General features: G+C 66.2%; 18 protein-coding genes and 1 pseudogene. 7 read left to right on the plus strand and 12 right to left on the minus strand.

All coding sequences use genetic code 11. The features are described 5' to 3' along the window. Positions 1 to 21 precede the first annotated feature (21 nt). The 6 genes and pseudogenes from VET27_RS09370 to VET27_RS09395 form a co-directional block, all read right to left on the minus strand. Positions 22 to 281, minus strand: a pseudogene (locus VET27_RS09370) (IS1380 family transposase); the annotation flags it as partial. A gap of 236 nt (positions 282 to 517) precedes the next feature. Next, positions 518 to 1,408 (minus strand): slipin family protein, encoded by an 891-nt coding sequence (locus VET27_RS09375; RefSeq protein WP_526517306.1) that lies wholly within the window; start codon positions 1,406 to 1,408, stop codon positions 518 to 520. A gap of 238 nt (positions 1,409 to 1,646) precedes the next feature. After that, positions 1,647 to 2,615 (minus strand): alpha/beta hydrolase, encoded by a 969-nt coding sequence (locus VET27_RS09380; RefSeq protein WP_526517308.1) that lies wholly within the window; start codon positions 2,613 to 2,615, stop codon positions 1,647 to 1,649. Between the two features lie 893 nt (positions 2,616 to 3,508). Continuing rightward, a complete protein-coding gene (locus VET27_RS09385; RefSeq protein WP_526517310.1) occupies positions 3,509 to 3,787 on the minus strand; it encodes a hypothetical protein in 279 nt (92 codons plus the stop codon). Between the two features lie 59 nt (positions 3,788 to 3,846). Further along, the gene (locus VET27_RS09390; protein WP_526517312.1) at positions 3,847 to 4,086 is read right to left on the minus strand and encodes a DUF6431 domain-containing protein; all 240 of its coding nucleotides are present in this window, start codon (positions 4,084 to 4,086) and stop codon (positions 3,847 to 3,849) included. A gap of 717 nt (positions 4,087 to 4,803) precedes the next feature. Then, positions 4,804 to 4,932 carry a hypothetical protein gene (locus VET27_RS09395; RefSeq protein ID WP_526517314.1) on the minus strand — a complete coding sequence of 43 codons (129 nt, stop codon included), beginning with the start codon at positions 4,930 to 4,932 and terminating at the stop codon, positions 4,804 to 4,806. A 61-nt stretch (positions 4,933 to 4,993) separates the two neighbouring features. Between VET27_RS09395 and VET27_RS09400 the strand changes: the two genes are divergently transcribed. Next, complete coding sequence (locus VET27_RS09400; RefSeq protein WP_526517316.1) at positions 4,994 to 5,383, plus strand: hypothetical protein; 390 nt, start codon at positions 4,994 to 4,996, stop codon at positions 5,381 to 5,383. A gap of 351 nt (positions 5,384 to 5,734) precedes the next feature. Continuing rightward, positions 5,735 to 6,028 (plus strand): DUF5994 family protein, encoded by a 294-nt coding sequence (locus VET27_RS09405; protein WP_526517318.1) that lies wholly within the window; start codon positions 5,735 to 5,737, stop codon positions 6,026 to 6,028. 5 nt (positions 6,029 to 6,033) lie between these two features. On the opposite strand, the gene VET27_RS09410 is transcribed toward VET27_RS09405, so the two are convergent. Continuing rightward, positions 6,034 to 7,233, minus strand: coding sequence for an IS110 family RNA-guided transposase (locus VET27_RS09410; protein ID WP_526517371.1), 1,200 nt, complete (start codon positions 7,231 to 7,233; stop codon positions 6,034 to 6,036). Positions 7,234 to 7,612: 379 nt separating this feature from the next. On the opposite strand from VET27_RS09410, the gene VET27_RS09415 reads away from it, so the two are divergent. From VET27_RS09415 to VET27_RS09430, 4 genes are all read left to right on the plus strand, one after another. Continuing rightward, complete coding sequence (locus VET27_RS09415; protein ID WP_526517320.1) at positions 7,613 to 8,173, plus strand: IS3 family transposase; 561 nt, start codon at positions 7,613 to 7,615, stop codon at positions 8,171 to 8,173. An 81-nt stretch (positions 8,174 to 8,254) separates the two neighbouring features. Beyond that, positions 8,255 to 8,332: a hypothetical protein gene (locus VET27_RS09420; RefSeq protein WP_526517373.1), complete on the plus strand. Its 78-nt coding sequence runs from the start codon at positions 8,255 to 8,257 to the stop codon at positions 8,330 to 8,332. Positions 8,333 to 8,339: 7 nt separating this feature from the next. After that, the gene (locus VET27_RS09425; protein ID WP_526517322.1) at positions 8,340 to 8,717 is read left to right on the plus strand and encodes an IS3 family transposase; all 378 of its coding nucleotides are present in this window, start codon (positions 8,340 to 8,342) and stop codon (positions 8,715 to 8,717) included. Between the two features lie 79 nt (positions 8,718 to 8,796). Continuing rightward, positions 8,797 to 8,961 (plus strand): three-helix bundle dimerization domain-containing protein, encoded by a 165-nt coding sequence (locus VET27_RS09430; protein ID WP_526517324.1) that lies wholly within the window; start codon positions 8,797 to 8,799, stop codon positions 8,959 to 8,961. Positions 8,962 to 9,176: 215 nt separating this feature from the next. Here the strand turns inward: VET27_RS09430 and VET27_RS09435 are convergent, their stop codons facing one another. Together VET27_RS09435 and VET27_RS09440 are read right to left on the minus strand one after the other, a co-directional pair. Then, positions 9,177 to 9,404 carry a hypothetical protein gene (locus VET27_RS09435; protein WP_526517326.1) on the minus strand — a complete coding sequence of 76 codons (228 nt, stop codon included), beginning with the start codon at positions 9,402 to 9,404 and terminating at the stop codon, positions 9,177 to 9,179. A gap of 157 nt (positions 9,405 to 9,561) precedes the next feature. Next, complete coding sequence (locus VET27_RS09440) at positions 9,562 to 12,399, minus strand: cation-translocating P-type ATPase (RefSeq protein WP_526517328.1); 2,838 nt, start codon at positions 12,397 to 12,399, stop codon at positions 9,562 to 9,564. Positions 12,400 to 12,727: 328 nt separating this feature from the next. On the opposite strand from VET27_RS09440, the gene VET27_RS09445 reads away from it, so the two are divergent. Further along, positions 12,728 to 17,317, plus strand: coding sequence for an HAD-IC family P-type ATPase (locus VET27_RS09445; protein WP_526517330.1), 4,590 nt, complete (start codon positions 12,728 to 12,730; stop codon positions 17,315 to 17,317). A gap of 169 nt (positions 17,318 to 17,486) precedes the next feature. Here the strand turns inward: VET27_RS09445 and VET27_RS09450 are convergent, their stop codons facing one another. The 3 genes from VET27_RS09450 to VET27_RS09460 form a co-directional block, all read right to left on the minus strand. Then, positions 17,487 to 18,098, minus strand: coding sequence for a class I SAM-dependent methyltransferase (locus tag VET27_RS09450; protein ID WP_526517332.1), 612 nt, complete (start codon positions 18,096 to 18,098; stop codon positions 17,487 to 17,489). Further along, the gene (locus tag VET27_RS09455; RefSeq protein WP_526517334.1) at positions 18,095 to 18,283 is read right to left on the minus strand and encodes a hypothetical protein; all 189 of its coding nucleotides are present in this window, start codon (positions 18,281 to 18,283) and stop codon (positions 18,095 to 18,097) included. The genes VET27_RS09450 and VET27_RS09455 overlap by 4 nt, the downstream gene beginning before the upstream one ends. 93 nt (positions 18,284 to 18,376) lie before the next feature. Next, positions 18,377 to 18,886 (minus strand): hypothetical protein, encoded by a 510-nt coding sequence (locus VET27_RS09460; RefSeq protein ID WP_526517336.1) that lies wholly within the window; start codon positions 18,884 to 18,886, stop codon positions 18,377 to 18,379. Positions 18,887 to 19,300: the final 414 nt, after the last annotated feature.

Raw genomic sequence — 19,300 nt, forward strand, 5'->3', positions numbered from 1 at the left:
CGTAATAGGCAGATGGACATCGCCACCGCTGCGGACCACCTCGACATCATCGATGCAGTCCGCCCCCACGCACATCCCGGCGATCAGGGTCAGCAGTTTCGGCCCGGGATTGGCCGCCCCCGAGCGCACCCGTGGTTGGGCAATGCGACCTTCTCGCCGAGCAGCCGCCCCAGTCCCGTTTGATCACCCAACGTCATCACTGGCACCAGCCCGGCGCACGATAAGAGATCATCCTCATCGAACACCGCCGAACCCGCGCTGAACCTGTGCGCCGCTTTCACCGACAGTGCCTTTCTGAACCCGGCCGATTGATGCGTAGGGAAAACCAATCACCCCAGCTCAGAGGGCACTTTCCTCATTTCAACACCCGAAAGAGGACCGATTTGTCGGTGGACTCAGGCTTAGTGGTGGCGTGCAGGGGAGCCCAGCAGGTGGCGGCATCGATCGTCGTGGGAACGCAGAGAACGATCGTCGACCGGACTTGCTGCGTTCCGACGACGTTAGGGGAGAACAGCGGTCATACAGCAGGCTGTTTGGCGCCGGCGTCGGGCTTGGTCTCTCCGTTGGCTGCCGGGGTTGGTGCCTGCGTCTGTCGGCCTGGCGGGGGTGTGATCGGCGGCGCCGGTGTCGTCGCGGCGGCGGCTGTCTCGCGGGCGAAGAACGTGCCGATCTCGCCGATCGCGCTCATCAGCGGCGCCGGGAATACCACCGTGGTGTTCTTGTCCACCCCCAACTCGACCAGAGTCTGCAGATTGCGCAGCTGCAGCGCCAACGGGTGGGCCATCATGGTGTCGGAGGCATCGCCGAGTGCCGCAGCGGCCAGCGATTCGCCCTCGGCGGCAATGATCTTCGCGCGCTTCTCCCGCTCGGCCTCGGCTTGGCGGGCCATCGCCCGTTTCATGCTGTCGGGCAACTGAATGTCCTTGAGCTCCACCAACGTCACCTCCACACCCCACTCCAGAGTGATCACATCAAGGATCTCCCGGATGTTGGCGTTGATCACCTCGGTCTCCGCCAACGCCTCATCGAGCGTGTGCTGGCCGACAACATTACGCAGCGTGGTTTGGGCGATCTGATCGATCGCGGCACCCACATTCTCGATGACCACCACCGACTTCACCGCATCCACGACCCGGAAATACGCGACAGCGGCAATGTCAACACTGACATTGTCGCGAGTGATGATGCCCTGCGACTGGATCGGCATCGTCACGATACGCATCGACACCCTCCTCAACCGGTCGACGACCGGGATGATGAACGTCAGCCCAGGCTCCCTGACATCCCTGACCCGCCCGAGCCGGAACAACACACCCTTCTCGTACTGGGTCACCACCCGAATCGACAGCGCCGCCACAATCAGCGCCACGATGACCACCGCTAGGACGACGGCGACGACGGCGTTCATGTCTTCTCCTCACAGATGGAATCCGCGGTCAATCCGGTGAGGGTGCTGTCCTGCATTACCACCGTAAGATCGCGTTGCCGCTTTCAACCGACGCGGCAACGGATTTTCCCGCGCCCGGGTATGTGTTTCTCACGATGCGGCCGCGGCCATCACCCTCACAAGTGCCAAAGGTCCTTGCCACAATCCCGGCGCAATGGCCACGGCCCGATCGTGCGGACGCTCCGATGCCGCCGAGCGCCTACCTGCGCGAGAGTGCCGCTTTGAGGGCCGCCAACCCACGATTGGTCGCCTCCGCGGCGGCCGGCACGACGAGCGCAAAACTGATATAGCCATGCACCATCGTGGGTTCGTTGCGCAGTTCGACGGGCACCCCGGCGGCGGTGAGTAGTTCGGCATAACGGGCGCCGTCGTCCCGCAGCGGATCGTATTCGGCGGTCCCGATGAATGCCGGCGGCAGGCCGCTGAAGTCTTTGGCGTTGGCCGGCGCCAGCGTGGTGGGCAGCTTGTCCGGCTCGCTGACATCGGCATCGGGTACGTACCAGGTCATAAATGCTTCGATCGCCTCGGCGTCCAGGATCGCCGCGCCGGCGTTCTCGGCATGGGAGGGCAGCGAGGTGTCAGCCGAGGTCGCCGGATACCAGAGCAGTTGGAAGACCAGCGGCGGCCCGCCGTGGTCGCGGGCCAACTGCGTCATCACCGCCGAGATATTGCCGCCTGCGGAGTCGCCGGCGACCGCGATCCGCGCGGGATCGCCACCCAACTCCGCGGCGTGCTCGCCGACCCAGCGCAGTGCCGCCCACGAGTCGTCGATACCAGCGGGGAACGGATGTTCGGGGGCGAGCCGGTAGTCCACCGACACGACGATTGCCTCCGCGCCGACGGCGTGTGCGCGGGCCACCGCGTCGTGGGTGTCCAGGTCGCCGATCGCCCAGCCGCCGCCGTGGTAGAAGACCACCACCGGCAGATCGTCATGGGCGGGGATCGGCGGCCAGTAGATCCGCACCGGAATGTCTGTCACGTCGTCGAAGCCGATGGTGCGTTCTTCGATTCGCATGGTGGGCAACAGGTCTGCGGGTGGCTCGATCTGCCGCATCTTCTGGCGGGCAGCCTCCACCCCGTCGGCAACCTTGATCTGTAACGGGAAGGCGTCGAGCAGGGTTTTGAGGATCGGATCGATACCCGGCCGCGTGGATGTGGGTTCTGCCATGGCCTTACGGTAGCGCCCACGACCGCGGCCGCCGCCTAATTGAGCCGCGCACCGCCGGCCTCAGTGCCGCAAGCCCGCGCTCGAGCGCCAGGGCGGCCGGCCAATACCACACCGGCGTAGCCGAGATAGCCCGACACAGTCCTCGGCGTTGTGCCCCTCGAAGTCGACACCGGCGGCGGTCAACAGCTCGGCGTAGCGGGCATCAGAATCGCAAGGCTCGTTGCCGAATTGGGCTGAACAGCAAAGCGTTCTTCTGGAGGACAGGTGCGGTATTCGGCGCAGGCCGCCAATGTTCAGTGCCCGCCTTCGGGCTGCTTTGATTGCGGGAGCGCCGGTGTCCCCGAAACAGCGCCTGATCAAGCGTGCTCCACTACCGTGTCGTGGCAGCCGTGCATCCACGCCACGACGACGTGGCCGAAAGCGTCGATTCACGGCGTAGAAATGGCCGGCGTGTCCCGGTCGGCGCTGCGCGTGTGCTCCTAGCCTTCGTCGTTGCGGGCGGTGCGGTTGGGGTGCCCGGCGGTGTCATCGGGTTGGTCACGGCTGTCTCGGGGACCCAGCCGCACCGAGGAACCAGAAACCCCCATACTTTTCGACCCGATCCATGAGGGCCGCGTCCAGAGCCTGCTGGTCATCTGCCGACGGAAGTTGGCACCGGGGGCCCGGCAGGCAGAGTGTTCTCTGATCGGGGTGCCCATATTGAAGGCGCATGTTGCCCGTCACTGAAAATGACGATGAAGCCGTCACTGTCGATGGAGACGAAGGTTGGGGCGTTGGTCGGCAGCTTGACGGGGTGATCGGTGCGGTGACGGCATCGTCGGCATGGTGATGGTCGGTCGGCGGCGTAGTGACGCCATGCCGCGAGCAGGGGCGCCCGCCGGGTGGACTCGATTTCAGCCGCTGCGCTGTGGGGCCAAGAGTCGGCCGCGGATGGACATGCCGATCAGCGTCCACGGTGGTTCCTCGAACCCGCAACGGCGGCGATCCCAGTAGGCGGCCGCGCTGAGCATGGTCAGTGTGTGCCGCAGCTGTTTGCCGGCGTAGCGGATCTCAGGGAACGCCTCAGGGGTAAGTTGGATCAGCCGGGTCGTGCCCTGTTGGCATGCCCAGTTCAGGTGTGTGTCGGTGGCGCGGCGCAACCAGCGCCGCACCGTGGATTCGGACCGGCCCATCAGGGTGGGGATGCGCCGGAACCCCAAGCCGTTCGCTTTGTGCGCCCACGCTATTCCGATCACCTCGGTGGTGTCGGCGCGCCGCGGCTGCATGCGGTCGGCAGCAGGATGTGGGTGGTGGTGCAGTCGCGGCAGCGCACTCGCCGCGGGCGCACGGTCACCGTCGCGGCACCCAGCGCGCGGACGGTGCGTTCGCGCGCGTAACCCCATTTGGCGAGCGTGCCGCCGCAGTGCGGGCAGCACATGACGGCGTCGGCGAGGTGGGCCTCGGCGTCCTGGGGTCGGCGGACGACGATCACTGTCGGACACTGCGTTCACGGTGCATCAGTGTTGCCTATCGCACCCCGGATTGGGGAAGGGGCCAGTTCGATTTGGGTGCAACAGCTTTCGTGTCCGTGCCGTCACTTACCGCGCCGACGACGCCCGCCCGTCACGATGCCTCTCAACATTCGGTCCGACAATCCGGCGCGGGCCGGTCATCGGGGGCACCACCGGACGTCGCCACACTGGCGGTGCCGCCGAAGGCCCGCAGCCCGAACTCTCCTCGGCATCGGAAGTGACAGGGACACCCTCCGTGGTCGTCATTCAGAGTGACACTCAACACACCCCTACAGTCGCTGCAGTTAACACCGCTGAGCGCCTAAGCCGACCCGGCCGATGGTCGGAACTGCACTCTGACCGGCGATGGTGACCTTCGGCCCTGTCGAATCAATGGGCGCGGGTGTGAGCTGTTGGTCGATTAGGACTTAGTTGGAGGCAATTGCGCGCGCACAAGCAGCTTGTTGCCTAGGTCCGGCGTGGCGCATACCTGGCCGGCGGGGGAACGAATTCTTCTGCGCGAAGCTGGAGCGTCTGCGTTCTTATGGCCGAAAGGAACACACAAGATGGCCGGGGAGTTGCTTCAGAGTGAATTACTGGTAGCTACAGCGTATTTGGCTGCACGCCCGCGGCCGCCGAGGCGCGAGAAAGCAGTGCAGGAGCTCAGCATCATCACCGAGGCAGCGGAGGACGCCGACTCACTCCTCGATCACGAGGATGCCAGCGCGAACCAAGAGCGCGTAGATCTCCCGCAACGGCGGCGTGAGCAGGTGCACACCAGCCATGATCAGCGATTCACTACCAGCGCCACGCGCGAATTCGGACATACGGCAAGGCAAACCGACCATGGTGACGAATCAGGGTCACTTAACTGAACAGGACACGAACATGTTGACAAGGGCACGATCATTCCTGGCCTCGAACCGCGATGCTTCCCGGCTCGTCGAGCGGGCCAAGAAGTTCTCCATCCGGCTGCCTGTGGTGGGCAAGGTGGCGGTGCCGCCGCCCGATCAGCTCGCCTTCTACGGGGCACTCGGCGCACTGGCCGCGGGTGGCCTGATCGACTGGCCGGTGGCACTGGCAATCGGCGTCGGCCAAGTCGTCCTGGCCAGGCACTTCAGCGACCGTTCCGCAGCCCCACCACCCGCGGCCCCTTCTGCGCGTAAAGACAAGGCGGCGACCCCGACCAAAGCTGCGACCCCCGCACGCAAGGCGGCTCCACGCAAGGCGGCTCCACGCAAGACTGCCACGACTGCAACACCGAGGAAGGCCAAGTGACACCGACCCAGGTGAACATCGGGCTGTGTTTTCACAGTGGTGGTCGATCCCGATTGGGATCCTGAGCGCACTGGTGGTGATTTGGCTGCTGCTTGCCGCCGCGTTATGGGTGGCCAAGCCCAGTGAGTTCCATATCGGTGACGCCGTGCGCGTTCTTCCTGATTTGGGTGCGGCTACTGAAGAATCTTGCCACCGACCCTGACACGGTGCGGGCACCGACCGCGACACGGTGCGGGCGCCGACCCCGACACGGTGCGGGGAGTCCGGATCGGCTCTTTCTGTTGCTTGCGTTCCTCGCATCGCCGATCGAAGTCATCCCGGTAGTCGGGTTCGCTGACGACGTCAGCATCATTGCGCTGGTGCTGCGATCAGTCGTGCGACGCGCTGGATTCGAAGCCCGGGAAATCTCGCGTTGCAAACGATCTGCGAGCTAGTGAGAACGAGATCGGCGGCGAGGAGCCCCGCTCAAAGCAGTTGGCCGCCCGAGCTGCCCGCCCCCTGCTGTCGTTGCTGTCCGTCCGGCTGAGGCCGGTCGTTGGGGTGGGCTACCGCCGCGACGGCTGGACGGATGCGCCCCCACAGATTGACATCGCCGGCCACTCGGTCCAGTTGATGTGGCGAGTCCCCGTTACTGATTCTCAATGACGTTGTCAAGCCGCCGCGGCCCTAGTTGCGGGCCGGTAGGCGGCGTGGTCGCGGAGCATGGCCCACAGAACGTTGAGCCGGCGGCGGGCCAGGGCGATGACGGCCTGAGTGTGGGTTTTGCCTTCGAGTCTCTTGCGGTCGTAGTAGGCGCGGGAGGCGGGATCGGTGCGAATGGCGATCTGGGCGGACAGGTAGCAGGCCCGAAACAGGCGCCGGTCGTAGCGGCGGGGTCGTTTGAGGTTGCCGTGGATGCGGCCGGAGTCACGCGGTACTGGGGCCAACCCTGAGACGCCGGCGAGGCGGTTCACGGAGTCGAAGGCATCCATGTCGCCCCCGGTGGCTGCGAGGAACTCGGCGCCCAGAGTGACGCCGAAGCCGGGCATGCTCAGGATGATCTCGGCGTGGCGGTGGCGGCGAAACCGGTCCTCGATCAGCGCTTCGATGTCAGCGATATTCGTGTCGAGGGTCATCACCTCCTTGGCCAGGCGTTCGACTATGGTGGCGGAAAGCTGTTGTCCGGGCACCGTGGTTTGCTGCCCGTTAGCGGCGGCGATAGCGGTCGTGGCGACAGCAGAAGCATTGCGGGCCTTCCGTTTACGCAACCAGGCCTCCACCCGGGCGGTACCGGCGCGGCGCAGTCCGTCGGGGGTTTGGTAGCCGGTCAGCAGAATCAGGGCTGCCTTGCTGTTGGCGTAGTCGAAGGCTCGCTCCAGGGCGGGGAAGTACTCGAGCAGCGCAGCGCGCAGCCGGTTGATCGAGCGGGTACGAACGGCAACCAGGTCGGTGCGCCGAGCGGTCAGGATCCGCAGGTCCACCCCTACCTCGTCACCAGGACGAAACGGCTGCAGGTCTCGGCGCATCCGAGCCTGATCAGCGATCACTGCAGCATCCTTGGCCTCGGTCTTCCCATCGCCGCGATAGCCTCCGGAGGCGTGGTAGACGGTGCGGCCCGGGATGTAGAGCAGCCGCTGCTCAGCAGTAATTAGCAACGTGATCATCAGCGCGGCCCCGCCGTGGTTGAGGTCGATCGCCCAGGTCACCTCACCACCATCGGCCAGCGCCCTTACCGCAGTGATCAATTCCAGCAGCAGCGTCTCGTCGTTGGCGACGCGCTGCGAGAGCAGCCGCTGCCCATTGGTATCGATGACCACACAATGATGGTCCGACTTCCCGGCGTCGATGCCGGCCCACAGTTGTTGCGCCACAATCACCTCCGTGTTCTCCGTCATTCATATGAGCCCAGCGGACGACCACGCCGACGTGTCCTTACACAGCGATCAAATCGCATCTCTCAATTAGCGGTCGAGTCGTCGCGGGACGCCGGGCGGCCAATCAGTAAGGGCCATAACCAAGGCAGAGTCCACCGAGCCATACCCGACGTCCCTGGGCAGTCCAGAGCCTATGTTCAGCGGCCCCAAATGCCCTGCAGAACACGGTAAGGAGTCCACCTGATCTGTACCCGTGTTGTAGACCCACCGTTATAAGAGTTGAGGGCAGAGTGATCATCAGGAGGTCACATGCCCCGCATGTATGCAGCGACGGTCCGCCGGGCAAATCGTTGCCCGACTGCGATCAGGCGAAGCGGTGGCTGCGCTCGCGGCAGAGACGGGCATCTGTCAGGCCACCTTGTTTCGATGGAAGCGCCAAGCGTTGGTCGACGCCGGTGTCATCGAAGGGATCCCCAGTATCGACGCCGACGAGCTGGCCGCGGCCCATAAGCGCATCGCGCAGCTCGAGGCTGAACTCGCGTTGACTCGGGATGCGTGCGAGCTGTTCAACGCCGAGGCGGTGGTGCCCCCAAAACGCCGACGTGCGATCGTTGAAGGACTGATCGCGCGAGGATATTCAGCCCGATCGGCCTGCCGGGTAACGGGATTGGCCCGATCTCTGCTCCAATACCACCGCAGAAGACCGGTGCCCGACCGCCAGATCAGCCGGCCGATCGTAGCCGACACGATCACCGAGATCCACCAACGCTCCCGCGGCACCTACGGTGGCCGCCGAATCCGAGCAGCCCTGCTGGCCGATTACGACATGAACGTCAACCTCAAGCTAGTGCGCTCGATCATGGGCGAACAGGGCCTCTATGGGCTGCCGCACCCCACCGCGGCGCTTGCCGAATCTGATCCGAGTCAACACTCCTGAGGACCTGGTGAACCAGCACTTCACCGCAACGCGCCCCAACAACTGTGGTGCACCGACATCACCGAACACCCCGCCCGCGACGTGAAGGTCTACTGCTGCGCCATCCTGGACTGCTTCTCACGGATGATCGTGGCCCGCACATTCTCCACGACACCATGACACGGCGTTGGTCAACAACGCGGTCAACATGGCCGTGGAATACAGAAACCGTTGTGGCTCAACGATTATTCACGCCGATCACGGATCGCAATTCACATCCTGGAGCTTCGGCGAGAACATTCGCCATTGGGGGTTGATGGCCTCCTTTGGCACCATCGGCGACTGCCTACGACAATGCCGCCGAGGAGTCGTTCTGGGCCCGGCTACAAGTCGAGTTACCAACACCCGTAAATGGGCGCCCACTCTGGAGCTGGCCGCAGCCATTGCCGACTACATCGACAACTTTTACAACACCGAACGGCGCCACAGCTACCTCGGTGACATCAGCCCGACAGATTACGAAACGCTCTGGTCGTCCACCTATTCGATCCCTCATCTCGCATGACCACGGCTCGAAACGACGGGCGCAGATCAGTTGGCCCGACACGAGGGGCGCGACGACGACCAGCCGCGCCGTCGAGATCATGCGCTGGTGCGAGCAGGCCACTGAACAGTTCGTAGCGGCACGAATCCGGAGCTTCGTCCCGATCCTTGTCGAACACATCGTCCACGACCGGATGTTCCAAACTCGCGCAGCCAAGCCATCGCCATCAGACAGCGACTCCGGCGGGCCGCGGGCCGGCGACTGAACGACACTGCGCAAAAGCCGAGGAGTGCGATGACCTTCGCGCCATTGAAGCTCACCCGCGCCGACGACGAGGTCGAAGTGCTTTTGGCCCCGCAAGCGAAGCGAACGCCACCGCGGCAGGGTCTTGGCTGAACGCCGCGATGCGATCCACGGCTTGTCCGCAAGGGGCGGCATCGGCCACAACGTTCTGTCTGGCCGCGCGGTCTAGCGGTGTACCTACTCCGTTGCGGACGGCTCTGGCGGTGACGGACCCGGCTCATCCTCATCGGCTTCAACGGGTTCGTACTCCTCGACCAGTTCAGCGGTGACCTCGGCAGAAATGACCAGCGAATACGCCTGCGCGAGGTTGAGCAGCCTAGAGTCATTGGCTTTTGGCGCCTGGTCTCGTATCGCTTTGAGCAGTTCCTTGGCAGCTTGATCGGCCAGCTCTTTGAGGTCAGCCATGGTCCATCCCCTTGCGCTCGTGGTCGTTGTAGTGCGGCAGTACCGACCGTAGTCCCCGACGCCGGGGTGTCTCCACAAATTTCGCCGGTCGGTCGCGGCGACCCTGCCCAACGCCGTTGCAGGGCGGACGATCCCGAAATCTGGAGACTGGGTTCAGTCAGGGCTGGCTGTGAGCGGCCGGCGTACGGTTCGACTGGGTCCTGCCCTTCCGGCCATCCAGAAGAAGGAGAGCCAGTTTGCGGATCTCGCTCGCCCACAGCACCGTGCTGGCCATTCCCGTACAGACCAGCCACTGGGTCAAAGACAGAGGTGCGGTGGTGAAGGCCTCGCCCATGAATGGCAGATGCACGACAGCGACCTGCAGGAGCGCGGAGACAGCGATCGCGACCCACAGCCACCGATTCGCGAATAAGTGGTGGAAGGCGGTGCCGCTCTCGGAGCGGGCGCTGAGGGTATTGAACAGCTGCGCGAGCACCAGCACCGTGAAGCCGGCGGTCCGGGCATTGTCGAGTGACTGGGTACCGGCAATCAGGCCACCCGGTAGATACAGGTCGATGGTGAGCAGCGTGGCGACCGCCATAACCACGCCGATCACGATGATGCCGCCCCACATCCGGCCGTCGATGATCTGGTCCGACATCGACCGTGGTGGGCGGCTCATCACGTCCTCGGTTTCGGGGTCCACACCCATCGCCAACGCCGGGGCACCGTCGGTGAGCAGGTTGATCCACAGAATCTGGGTGGCCAGCAACGGCAACGCGAAGGTGTCTCCGCCGTGAGACAGGCCAATCACGCCCGCCAGCGCGACGCCGAGGAAGACGGTCAGCACTTCGCCCATGTTCGAGGACAACAGGTAGCGCAAGAACTTCTTGATGTTCGTGAAGATTCCGCGGCCTTCTCGAATGGCCTGAACGATAGTCGCGAAGTTATCGTCGGCGAGGATCATCTTCGCTGCTTCCTTGCTGACCTCCGTGCCGCTGCCCATGGCAATGCCGATGTCGGCGGATTTCAGGGCGGGTGCGTCGTTGACGCCGTCGCCGGTCATGGCCACGATCTGATGGTCGGCGTGGAGTGCGTCGACGATGCGTTGCTTGTCCGCCGGGGTGACGCGGGCGTACTCCGAGCGGTGGCGCACCGTCTCGCGGAACTGCTCCTCGTCGAGCTGCGCAAGCTCGACACCTGAGACGGCCGACTCCTGCTCGGTCATGCCAAGTTCGCGGGCGATCCGTGCCGCCGTGCGGGGATGGTCCCCGGTGATCATCACGACGCGGACCCCCGCGCGGCGGGCCTCGGCGATGGCGGCCGCCGCCTCTGGGCGCGCTGGATCGATGATGCCGACCATGCCGCTGTAGGTCAGGTTCTGCTCCAGGGATTCGTCGATCTCAGGTGGGGTGGTGACCTCGAGCGGCCGGTACGCCACGGCAAGGGTTCGGAAGGCGTCGCCGGATAGGCGCTCGACATCGTCAAGAATCCGCGTCCTCCAGGCCTCGTCGAGTTGTTCGAGCCGATCGCCGACCTGGACGTGCGAGCAGCGGCCGAGCAAGACTTCCGGGGCGCCCTTCGTCACTACTACGATCTTGCCGGCGCGGTGCGCGTCCGACTCGAGACTCGTCATCAGCTTGCGTTCGGAGGTGAACGGGATCTCACCCGCCCGACGAAACCGCTCGGTTCGGCGGTCCCGAATGCCGATCTTCATCTCCGCGACCAGAAAGGCAGCCTCGGTGGGATCGCCCTGCACGGTCCAATCGCCATCCTGCTCACCCACGGTGGTGTCGTTGGCGAGACTGCCCCCACCGAGCACCAGTGCGGCTTGCCGCCACAGATCGCTGCCCTCCGCGAGCGGGACACCGTCATGCTCCATCCGCCCCTCGGGCCGGTATCCGGCACCGGTGATCGTCACCTCCCCGACCGGTGTGACGACCCGTCCGATGGTCATCTCCCCGGTAGTGAGGGTCCCGGTCTTGTCGGAGCAGACCACCGACGCCGACCCCAGGGTCTCCACCGACGTGAGTTCCTTGACGATCGCATTGTGGGTGGCCATCCGCCGAACCCCAAGCGCGAGCACCACCGACATGATTGCGGGCAGTCCCTCCGGTACGGCGGCCACGGCCAGCGACACGCCGAGGAGCAGGGCGGTCACCACGTCGCCGACGCTATGGACACCGAAGACGATAAAGATGGTGGCGATTACCAGCACGGCTATCGCCAGCACGGCGATCCCTAGCACCCGGCCCACCCGGGCGATCTCGCGTTGCAACGGTGTCGGTTCCTCGTGCACCGCGCGCAACAGGCCGACGATCTGACCCATCTGGGTCGCCATCGCGGTGGCGGTCACCACTGCCCGCCCGACGCCCCGGGTCACCGCGGTGCCGTTGAAGACCATGTCGAGTCGGTCCCCGACCGCCGCGGGCTCTGCCAATGCGCGGGCGTCCTTGAGGACAGGCTCGCTCTCCCCGGTGAGCGGTGCCTCCGACACTTCCAGCGTGGCGGCTGACAGCAGCCGGGCATCGGCGGCCACCGTGTCCCCCTCCGCCAGCACCAGCAGGTCACCGGGCACCAGTTCCCGGGTGGGAACCCGTCGTCTCACACCGTCGCGGACCACAGTCGCCGTGGCCGCGCTCATCCGCGCCAGCGCCTCGACCGCATGCTCGGCATGCGCCTGCTGCGCGTACCCCAGGACCGCGTTGACAACGACGATGGTGGCGATCACCACGGCGTCAACAGGCCAGCCCGACGCTCCCTCCACCACCCACACGATGAGCGAGATGACGATCGCGACGAGGAGCAAATAGATCAACGGGTCGCGGAACTGCTCGACAAACTTGCGCCAAGCAGGCACCGGCGGCACGGTCGTGATTTCGTTCGGGCCCACTGCGACGAGTCGTCGCGCGGCCTCCTTCGCGGACAGTCCGCGGTCCGGGTCGGTCCCGAACTGTTCGGCGACGGTAGCCGCATCTACCAGCGAGGGATCGGGGTCGGCCGCTGCATTGACCACCAAGGCGTCCTCTGCAATCCGATTCGGCAGTCAACTACTCACCCGTTGGACCGCTATCCCGCGTGGCCAGGTGCCAAGCCGCCCGTCGGGCGGCCGAGCGCAGCACAGATGTGGGTGGTGGCATCGTCGGCCAACCCGATCACACGCACGGTAGTCGGAGGAGATCGTCTGATTCTCGTCGTATAAACCATTTGGCACCGCACCTCACCCGATCTTGGCGACCTCGGATCGCTTTCGCTCATGCGATTTGCCTGATGTTCATCTGCAGTCAACCTGGTTTCTGTCTCGGCGCAGACCGGCTCGTTCCTCGCTGGGTAGGGTCGACACTATGTTCAAACGGCCTACTCTGCCCGGTTTCGGGTTGCTGGGCATGCCGGTGCGCACCGCGGTTGCGGGAACCCGGATCGCGGCGACGGCAACGGTTGCCGTCGCGGCGACTGCGGGCAGCACAGGCCTGTTGGGCGGCAGTGTGGCGACGAGTGTGGGCCGGTCTTTGGCCGGTGCCGCTTCGGATGCGGGAGCATTGACCCGGGCCGCCGCGGGGATGGCGATCGAGGCGATTGGGGGACCGCCGGTGAGGCGCAGCAGCGCCAACGGCAATCGGCGCTGGATTGAGGTGCGCGGGCTGACCGGCCGGGACGGCTCGGCGATCGCGGCCGACGTGCTCGCGTCCGTTCGCTCGACCCCCGGCGTGCGGGCGGCCGTCCTGAACCCTTCGGTTGCCCGCGTTGTGGTGACCGTGGACGCCGACGGCCCTTCGTCGGCTGAGCTGTGCCGGATTGTCGCCGACGCCGAACGGCGCACCACGACAACCGTCGTGCGGGGGCAGCCGGCAAGCCTGCCGGGCGACGATGCGGTCCTGGTGGCCCGTACGGCGGCGGCCGTGGCCGCCGCCGTCGGGTTGGGGCTAGCGCTGACCGGCAGTGCACTGCGGCTGCCCGGGTTGCCGGACCTGTTGTCGGTGCCACCGACAGTGGCCGACCACGTGCCAGGACTGCGCCGCCACTTGGAGCAACGCATCGGGCCCGAGGGTACCGATCTGCTGTTCGGGGTCGTGATCGCCGCAACGGCAGCGTTGACGGTCGCCCCGACGACTGCGGCCGCCGAGACCGCGACGCGGGCGATGCTCGCCGTCGAGGCCTGGAATGGCCGACTGGCCTGGCATCGGCACGAGCCCGGCCTGTCCGCTCACCCATCGGCCGACGGCGCGGGGGTTGCGGCGGAGACCCCAACCCTGGCTGATGGGCCGGGGGAACGCTACGCCAATCGAGCTGGATTGGCCGGTCTTGGCGCTGCCGCCGTGCTCGGCGCGCTGTCACGCAACCTCAACACCGCAGGAGCCGCCGCACTTGTGGCCGTGCCGAAACCATTGCGCGCCAGCCGGGAGGCTTTCGGCTGTGCGCTCAGCCGCGGTCTGACCGTCCGGCATGACGCGCTGGTGCTGCGTCCGCGCGCGTTGCGGGCACTCGACCGAATCGACGCGATCGTGATCGACCCGCGAGCCCTCTACACCGACCAGTTGATGGTCAGCCGCATCCGGGGTGTGACGAACTCACATCGCGCCCGGGTGTGGGAAGCCGCCCGCGCTGCGCTCGACAACGGCTCCCTAGCGCCCGGATGGCACAAGCTGTCCGCGATTCCCAGAGCCGGCAGGTCCGGCGAGGCGTTGATCAGCCCGGTCCGCGATCCGTATGCAGCGGCGGTGGTGACTGAGGCACGTCGGACCCGGCCACGTCTCATCTCCATCGACGACGACGGACTGCGTTCCCTGGCACAAGGTTTCGATCATCTGCAGCCGGTCGATGGTTCAACCGACGAGGCGTTGGCGGCGGCGGTGGCAGACCTCAAGGCCGGCGGCGCGACCGTTGCGCTGCTGACGACACCGGAGATGGCGGCCGCACACAGCGCCGACATCACGATCGGCGTGCTGCGGGAGCGACGTCCGCCCCCGTGGGGCGCCGACGTGTTCGTCCCGGATCTCATGGCGGCCTGGCGTGTGCTGCATGCCCTGCCTGCTGCGCGGGCAGCCACCAGCAAGGGCGTCCGGCTGTCGTTGGAGAGCTCAGCGATCGGTGCCCTGATGTTGATTCCTGGCGTGGCCGGCCACGGACCGACGTCGGTCAATGCCGGAGTCGCTGCCGGCCTATGGGCGGGATACAGCTCAGGCGCCAAGCTATTCCGCGACCCGGTGCCCACCCCGGAACCGGGCCACGACTGGCACGCACTGCCGGTCGCGGAGGTGCAGCGGTTGCTGCCCCGACCGCCCGACGAAGTGCGCGGGGAAGCATCTGGGCTACTGGGGGTCGACCGCCTCGGGTTAGTACCACCGGCTCGGGCGTTGCGTACGGTGACCATCGGATCGTGGAAACTGGCCGTGGACTTCGTAGGCGAGATGCGCGCCAACCTGGCCGATCCGATTACGCCAATTCTGGCCACCGGCGCGGTGGCCAGCGCGCTCCTCGGCTCGCCGTTGGATGCGGCCTTGGTGGGTGGCGTGCTGCTGGCGAACGCTGCGTTGTCCGCCGAGCAGCAGTTGCACGCCGAGCGCATCCTGAGTCGCATGCTTGCGGTGCAGGATCCGCTGGCGCGACGGCGCGTGGGCCCGCTCGACGGGAGGCGCCACGAAAACGTCGCCGCCAAGCGGCTGCGTCCCGGCGACATCATCGAAGTCCACGTCGGCGAAGTGATCCCCGCCGACGCCCGGTTGATCGAGGCGTCGAACATCGAAGTCGACGAGTCGACCTTGACCGGGGAATCGCTGCCGGTGTCCAAGCAGACCGAACCCACACCGGGTGCGCCGCTGGCGGAACGCCGTTGCATGCTCTACGCCGGCAGCACGCTGGTCGCAGGATCGGCGCTGGCCGTGGTCACCGCGGTCGGCTCGAGTTCGGAAATGCGCCGGGCGCTGGCGATGGCGCCGGCCAAGTCACGGGAGATCGGCCTGGAACGGCAACTGAGCCGGATAACCGGGCGGGCGTTGCCATGGAGTCTGACCGGTGGCGGCATAGTCGGGCTGCTCAGCGTGCTGCGCGGCACACCGCTGCGGGAGGCGGTGGGCAGTGCGGTCGCCCTGACCGTTGCCGCCATTCCCGAAGGACTCCCGTTGGTGGCCACCCTGGCCCAGCTGGCCGCCGCGCGCAAACTCACCGGTGAATCCGTGCTGATCCGCAACGCCCACTCGGTCGAGGCACTCGCCCGCGTGCAGGTGGTGTGCTTCGACAAGACCGGCACGCTCAGCGAGAACCGGCTGCAAGTCAAATCAGTGCGCCCAGTAGAGGGATACACGACCGGACAGGTGCTGGATGCGGCGGCCAGCACGGTCTTCGCACGGCAAGGCCATCGCGCCGATCATGCCACCGACGCCGCGATACGCAGTGCCGCGGACGGCTCCTCATGGCGGGAAAGCGGCGACGGGCCAAGGCCGGAAATCGAGCGCGACGCGTTCCTTCCGTTCCAGTCCGGTCGCCCATTTGCAGCAGCCCTGGTAAGCACCCGACTGACCCTCAAGGGCTCACCCGAGGTGCTTGCGTTGGCACGGGCCGATGACGACGACCCCCTCGCACCGCTGATCGGCGAGATGGCCGCGCAGGGGCTGCGCGTCCTGGCGGTGGCCGAACGCGAACTCAGCCCCGAACAGGCCGCCGCCGCCAAAGCCGATTCCAGCGCACTGGAAGAACTCTGCCGCGCCGAGCTCACACCGGTAGGCCTGCTCGGATTGGCCGACACCCCCCGCCCCAGCGCCCGGGCCCTGTTGAAGGAGCTGGGCAACCGCGACATCGGAGTGCGGCTGATCACCGGCGACCACCCGGTCACCGCCGCCGCCGTCGCCAACGAACTGGGTATTGAAGTCACCAGCGAGCAGGTGATCACCGGCAGCGAATGGGAAGCGTTGACGGCCGACGAACGGGCCGAGGTGGTCACCTCACGGTTCGTCTTCGCGCGGATGTCGCCCGAACACAAGATCGACGTCGTGCAGACCCTGGAGCGGATCGGCGTCGTCACGGCAATGGTCGGCGACGGCGCCAACGACGCCGCCGCGATCCGGGCCGCCAGCGTCGGCATCGGGGTGGCCGCGCGGGGCAGCGACCCGGCCCGTACCGCAGCAGACGTGATCCTGCTCGACGGACGGATCGAGGCGCTGCTTTTCGCCCTCGACGAGGGCGAGCAGCTGTGGCGCCGGGTGCAGTCCGCGGTGGCGATGCTTCTGGGCGGCAACACCGGCGAAGTGTGCTTCGCGTTGATCACCAGCCTCCTGACGGGCCGCTCGGCGCTCAACGCCCGGCAGATGCTGCTGGTGAACATGCTCACCGATGCACTGCCGGCCGCCGCACTGGCGGTGAGCCCGCAGACGGGCACCGCCGAGGTCGATCGCGACGAGGCGGCGATGTGGCGCGCGATCGGGATCCGCGGCGCGGCGACCACGATCGCGGCCACGCTGGCATGGCTGATGGGTGGCGCTACCATTACCCCGCGCCGCTCCGCCACCGTCGCGTTGATTGGCCTGGTCTCTGCGCAACTGGCGCAGACACTTGTCGACTCCCACGGCCGCCTGGTGGTGGCGACGTCGGTCGGCTCATTTGCGCTGTTGGGGGCAGTGATCAGCACACCCGGCCTGAGTCAGCTGTTCGGTTGCACACCAGTGGGTCCCCTCGCCTGGGGCCAAGCCTTGCTGGCGACCGCGGTGGCCACTGTGGTGTCGGCTGTCGCCCCCGAACTGCTGGCCCGTTCATCGGACGCGGCTCGGACCGTCCTCGTCGACGCGAGCGCCAATAGCGAAGTCCCCATTGCCGACGACGACAGGACCGTTTCAGTCGTCGATGACGACGAGGCCGGCATGCACGAGGATCGCGTAGATCTCGCGTCAGGCACGCGGGCAAGGCGAGCCGGGAGCTGTGACAAATCGGGCTCACACCACTGAACGGGATACGAAATGTTGACAACGGCCTGGAATTTTCTGGTATCGCACCGCGATGCGTCTAGGGTGGTTCCCCGTGCGCGTCCAGCACCGACGTGTTGCGCTCCAGTCCGTGGGCTTCTACATCGCATGGGTCTAGTAGCCGCGAGGCAAACCAAGCCCTGATCGGTCGTCAGACCTTGGTGGCGACTCCTTCGAAGAGAAAGCCGAGCACCTCGGGTCTTCGCATCGGGTACGTCTCCACTCGTGTCATGGTGAGTCCGGATGCCGTCACGAGGTCGGGGATTGATCGGTTGAGCTGACAGCCGCCGGCCACTTTCGCCCAAGCGGGTGTGATCCGATCCTGCCAGTTGGCCACTTTTGGGTCGGGTGACCTTCCGTGCTCCACGAAATGCAGACGACCGCTGGGGCGCAACACGCGGCGAACCTCGCGCAGCGCTTGGTCCACGTCCGGGATCGTGCACAGCGTCCAGGTCATGAGCACATGATCGACGGACTCAGCCGGCAACGGTAGATCTCGGCCGTCCAGGCCGATGAACTCCACCGGAACGGGGCTGGCCGCCACTCGCCGGTAGGAAAGTTTGCGGCCGACCGACGCGGGCTCCACCGCCCGCACGCGGCCGACAGCCGGCGGGTAGTGCGGCACGTTACGTCCGGAGCCGAACCCCACTTCCAGAACCTCACCGCTGAGTTCCGACGCGACGCGGGCGCGGATCTGTTCGAACGACTTTCCCAGGGCCACATCAATGAGACGGGGAAGGACCTGGTCGTTGTAGAAGCTCACGGCTGTTCCGAGTTGCACATAGACAGAGCAGGAAGACCGAGGTGCGTGGTGGCGCCGGGGCGCGCCCGAACCTGCGCGCCGTCGAAACCCTGGCCTCCGAGCTCGGGGCCAACCGACGCCAAGATGTTGTCGAACAGCCCGACCGAGCCCAGGAAGCGGGCACGTGTTCCGGCGGAGGGAGTCATGACCAGATACTCGCACGAACGCCGCATGGCGCGGATCCGAAATTGTTGGCTGGCGGCAGTCAGTAGCTCAAGGGCGCTAGACGGGCCCGGACCTCACCATCCGGACCCAGCGAACGCAACAGGCACGGTGTCCACAGTATCGGCGCTCCTCGTCGACGATTGTTCCCATCGTCGCGCTGAGCACGCTCCAAAGGTGGGATCGACACCCGCATGACCACCGAAGTACTCGAAGGCCAGCACATGGCCCTCCAGGAAGGCTTCCTGAGCCTGGGTGGCGAGGGCGATGTGGAAAGCCTTGCCCGAGTGGGATAGTCGCATCACGAACATCCAGCACTTCACGACCACGCTGGCGATCGTCGAGTAGAACTCGCCGAAGTCGGCCTCGGCCTCGGCGCCGGCCAAATGCGTCTGGGGGATCGACACCTCGTGCGTCAGCAGCCCGAGTTCGACCCGACGGCGGGCGACGTAACGCGACACCGTCACCTCCGAGAGCGTCGCCTGATGTTCGGCGACCAGACGCTGCCAGACCCGCCGGGCGGTACGCCGCTGTTTGCGCGGTGCGTCCTTGTCCTCATGAGCCAGGCGTCGATCACCGAGACCCACGAATCGATCGCTGGCCGGCGCCGAACCGGATACACCCGCCGCGGCGGGGGGACCGCGGCTGCGAGCGCTTGCCGAACCGTCCGACGGTGCACGCCATGACGATCGGCAAGCTCGCGGATCGACAGTTCATCGAGCCGCCGGTCTCTCCTGATCTGTTCGAACAGTTCCATGCGTGACCGCATCCTGACTGACCTCCCCTGACGACGACCGACAGGGACGACGGGCGACAGGGACGATCTGAACGAGGGTGGGGCCAAAATTCGTGACGACACACCGCACCCACCCCGCGGAAGTGATCACCACCCCGACGGAGCCAACATTCATGCCGAAACACGGCCAAAGTGGGGCCAGGTCAGGTGACCACACTCACCCGGCGCGGCATCAGCGTGCCGGAGCCGGAGCCAGGCCTGGCAA

Source organism: Mycobacterium sp. (genome assembly GCF_035633495.1).
GTDB lineage: Bacteria > Actinomycetota > Actinomycetes > Mycobacteriales > Mycobacteriaceae > Mycobacterium.

Bases quoted from the DNA above. Each gene is read 5' to 3' on its own strand.
- VET27_RS09395 (WP_526517314.1), bottom strand. From the start codon at position 4,932: ATGTCCGAATTCGCGCGTGGCGCTGGTAGTGAATCGCTGATCATGGCT.
- VET27_RS09430 (WP_526517324.1), top strand. From the start codon at position 8,797: ATGCGCTGGTGCGAGCAGGCCACTGAACAGTTCGTAGCGGCACGAATC.
- VET27_RS09385 (WP_526517310.1), bottom strand. From the start codon at position 3,787: ATGGGCCGGTCCGAATCCACGGTGCGGCGCTGGTTGCGCCGCGCCACC.
- VET27_RS09375 (WP_526517306.1), bottom strand. From the start codon at position 1,408: ATGAACGCCGTCGTCGCCGTCGTCCTAGCGGTGGTCATCGTGGCGCTG.
- VET27_RS09455 (WP_526517334.1), bottom strand. From the start codon at position 18,283: ATGACTCCCTCCGCCGGAACACGTGCCCGCTTCCTGGGCTCGGTCGGG.
- VET27_RS09445 (WP_526517330.1), top strand. From the start codon at position 12,728: ATGTTCAAACGGCCTACTCTGCCCGGTTTCGGGTTGCTGGGCATGCCG.
- VET27_RS09400 (WP_526517316.1), top strand. From the start codon at position 4,994: ATGTTGACAAGGGCACGATCATTCCTGGCCTCGAACCGCGATGCTTCC.
- VET27_RS09380 (WP_526517308.1), bottom strand. From the start codon at position 2,615: ATGGCAGAACCCACATCCACGCGGCCGGGTATCGATCCGATCCTCAAA.
- VET27_RS09435 (WP_526517326.1), bottom strand. From the start codon at position 9,404: ATGGCTGACCTCAAAGAGCTGGCCGATCAAGCTGCCAAGGAACTGCTC.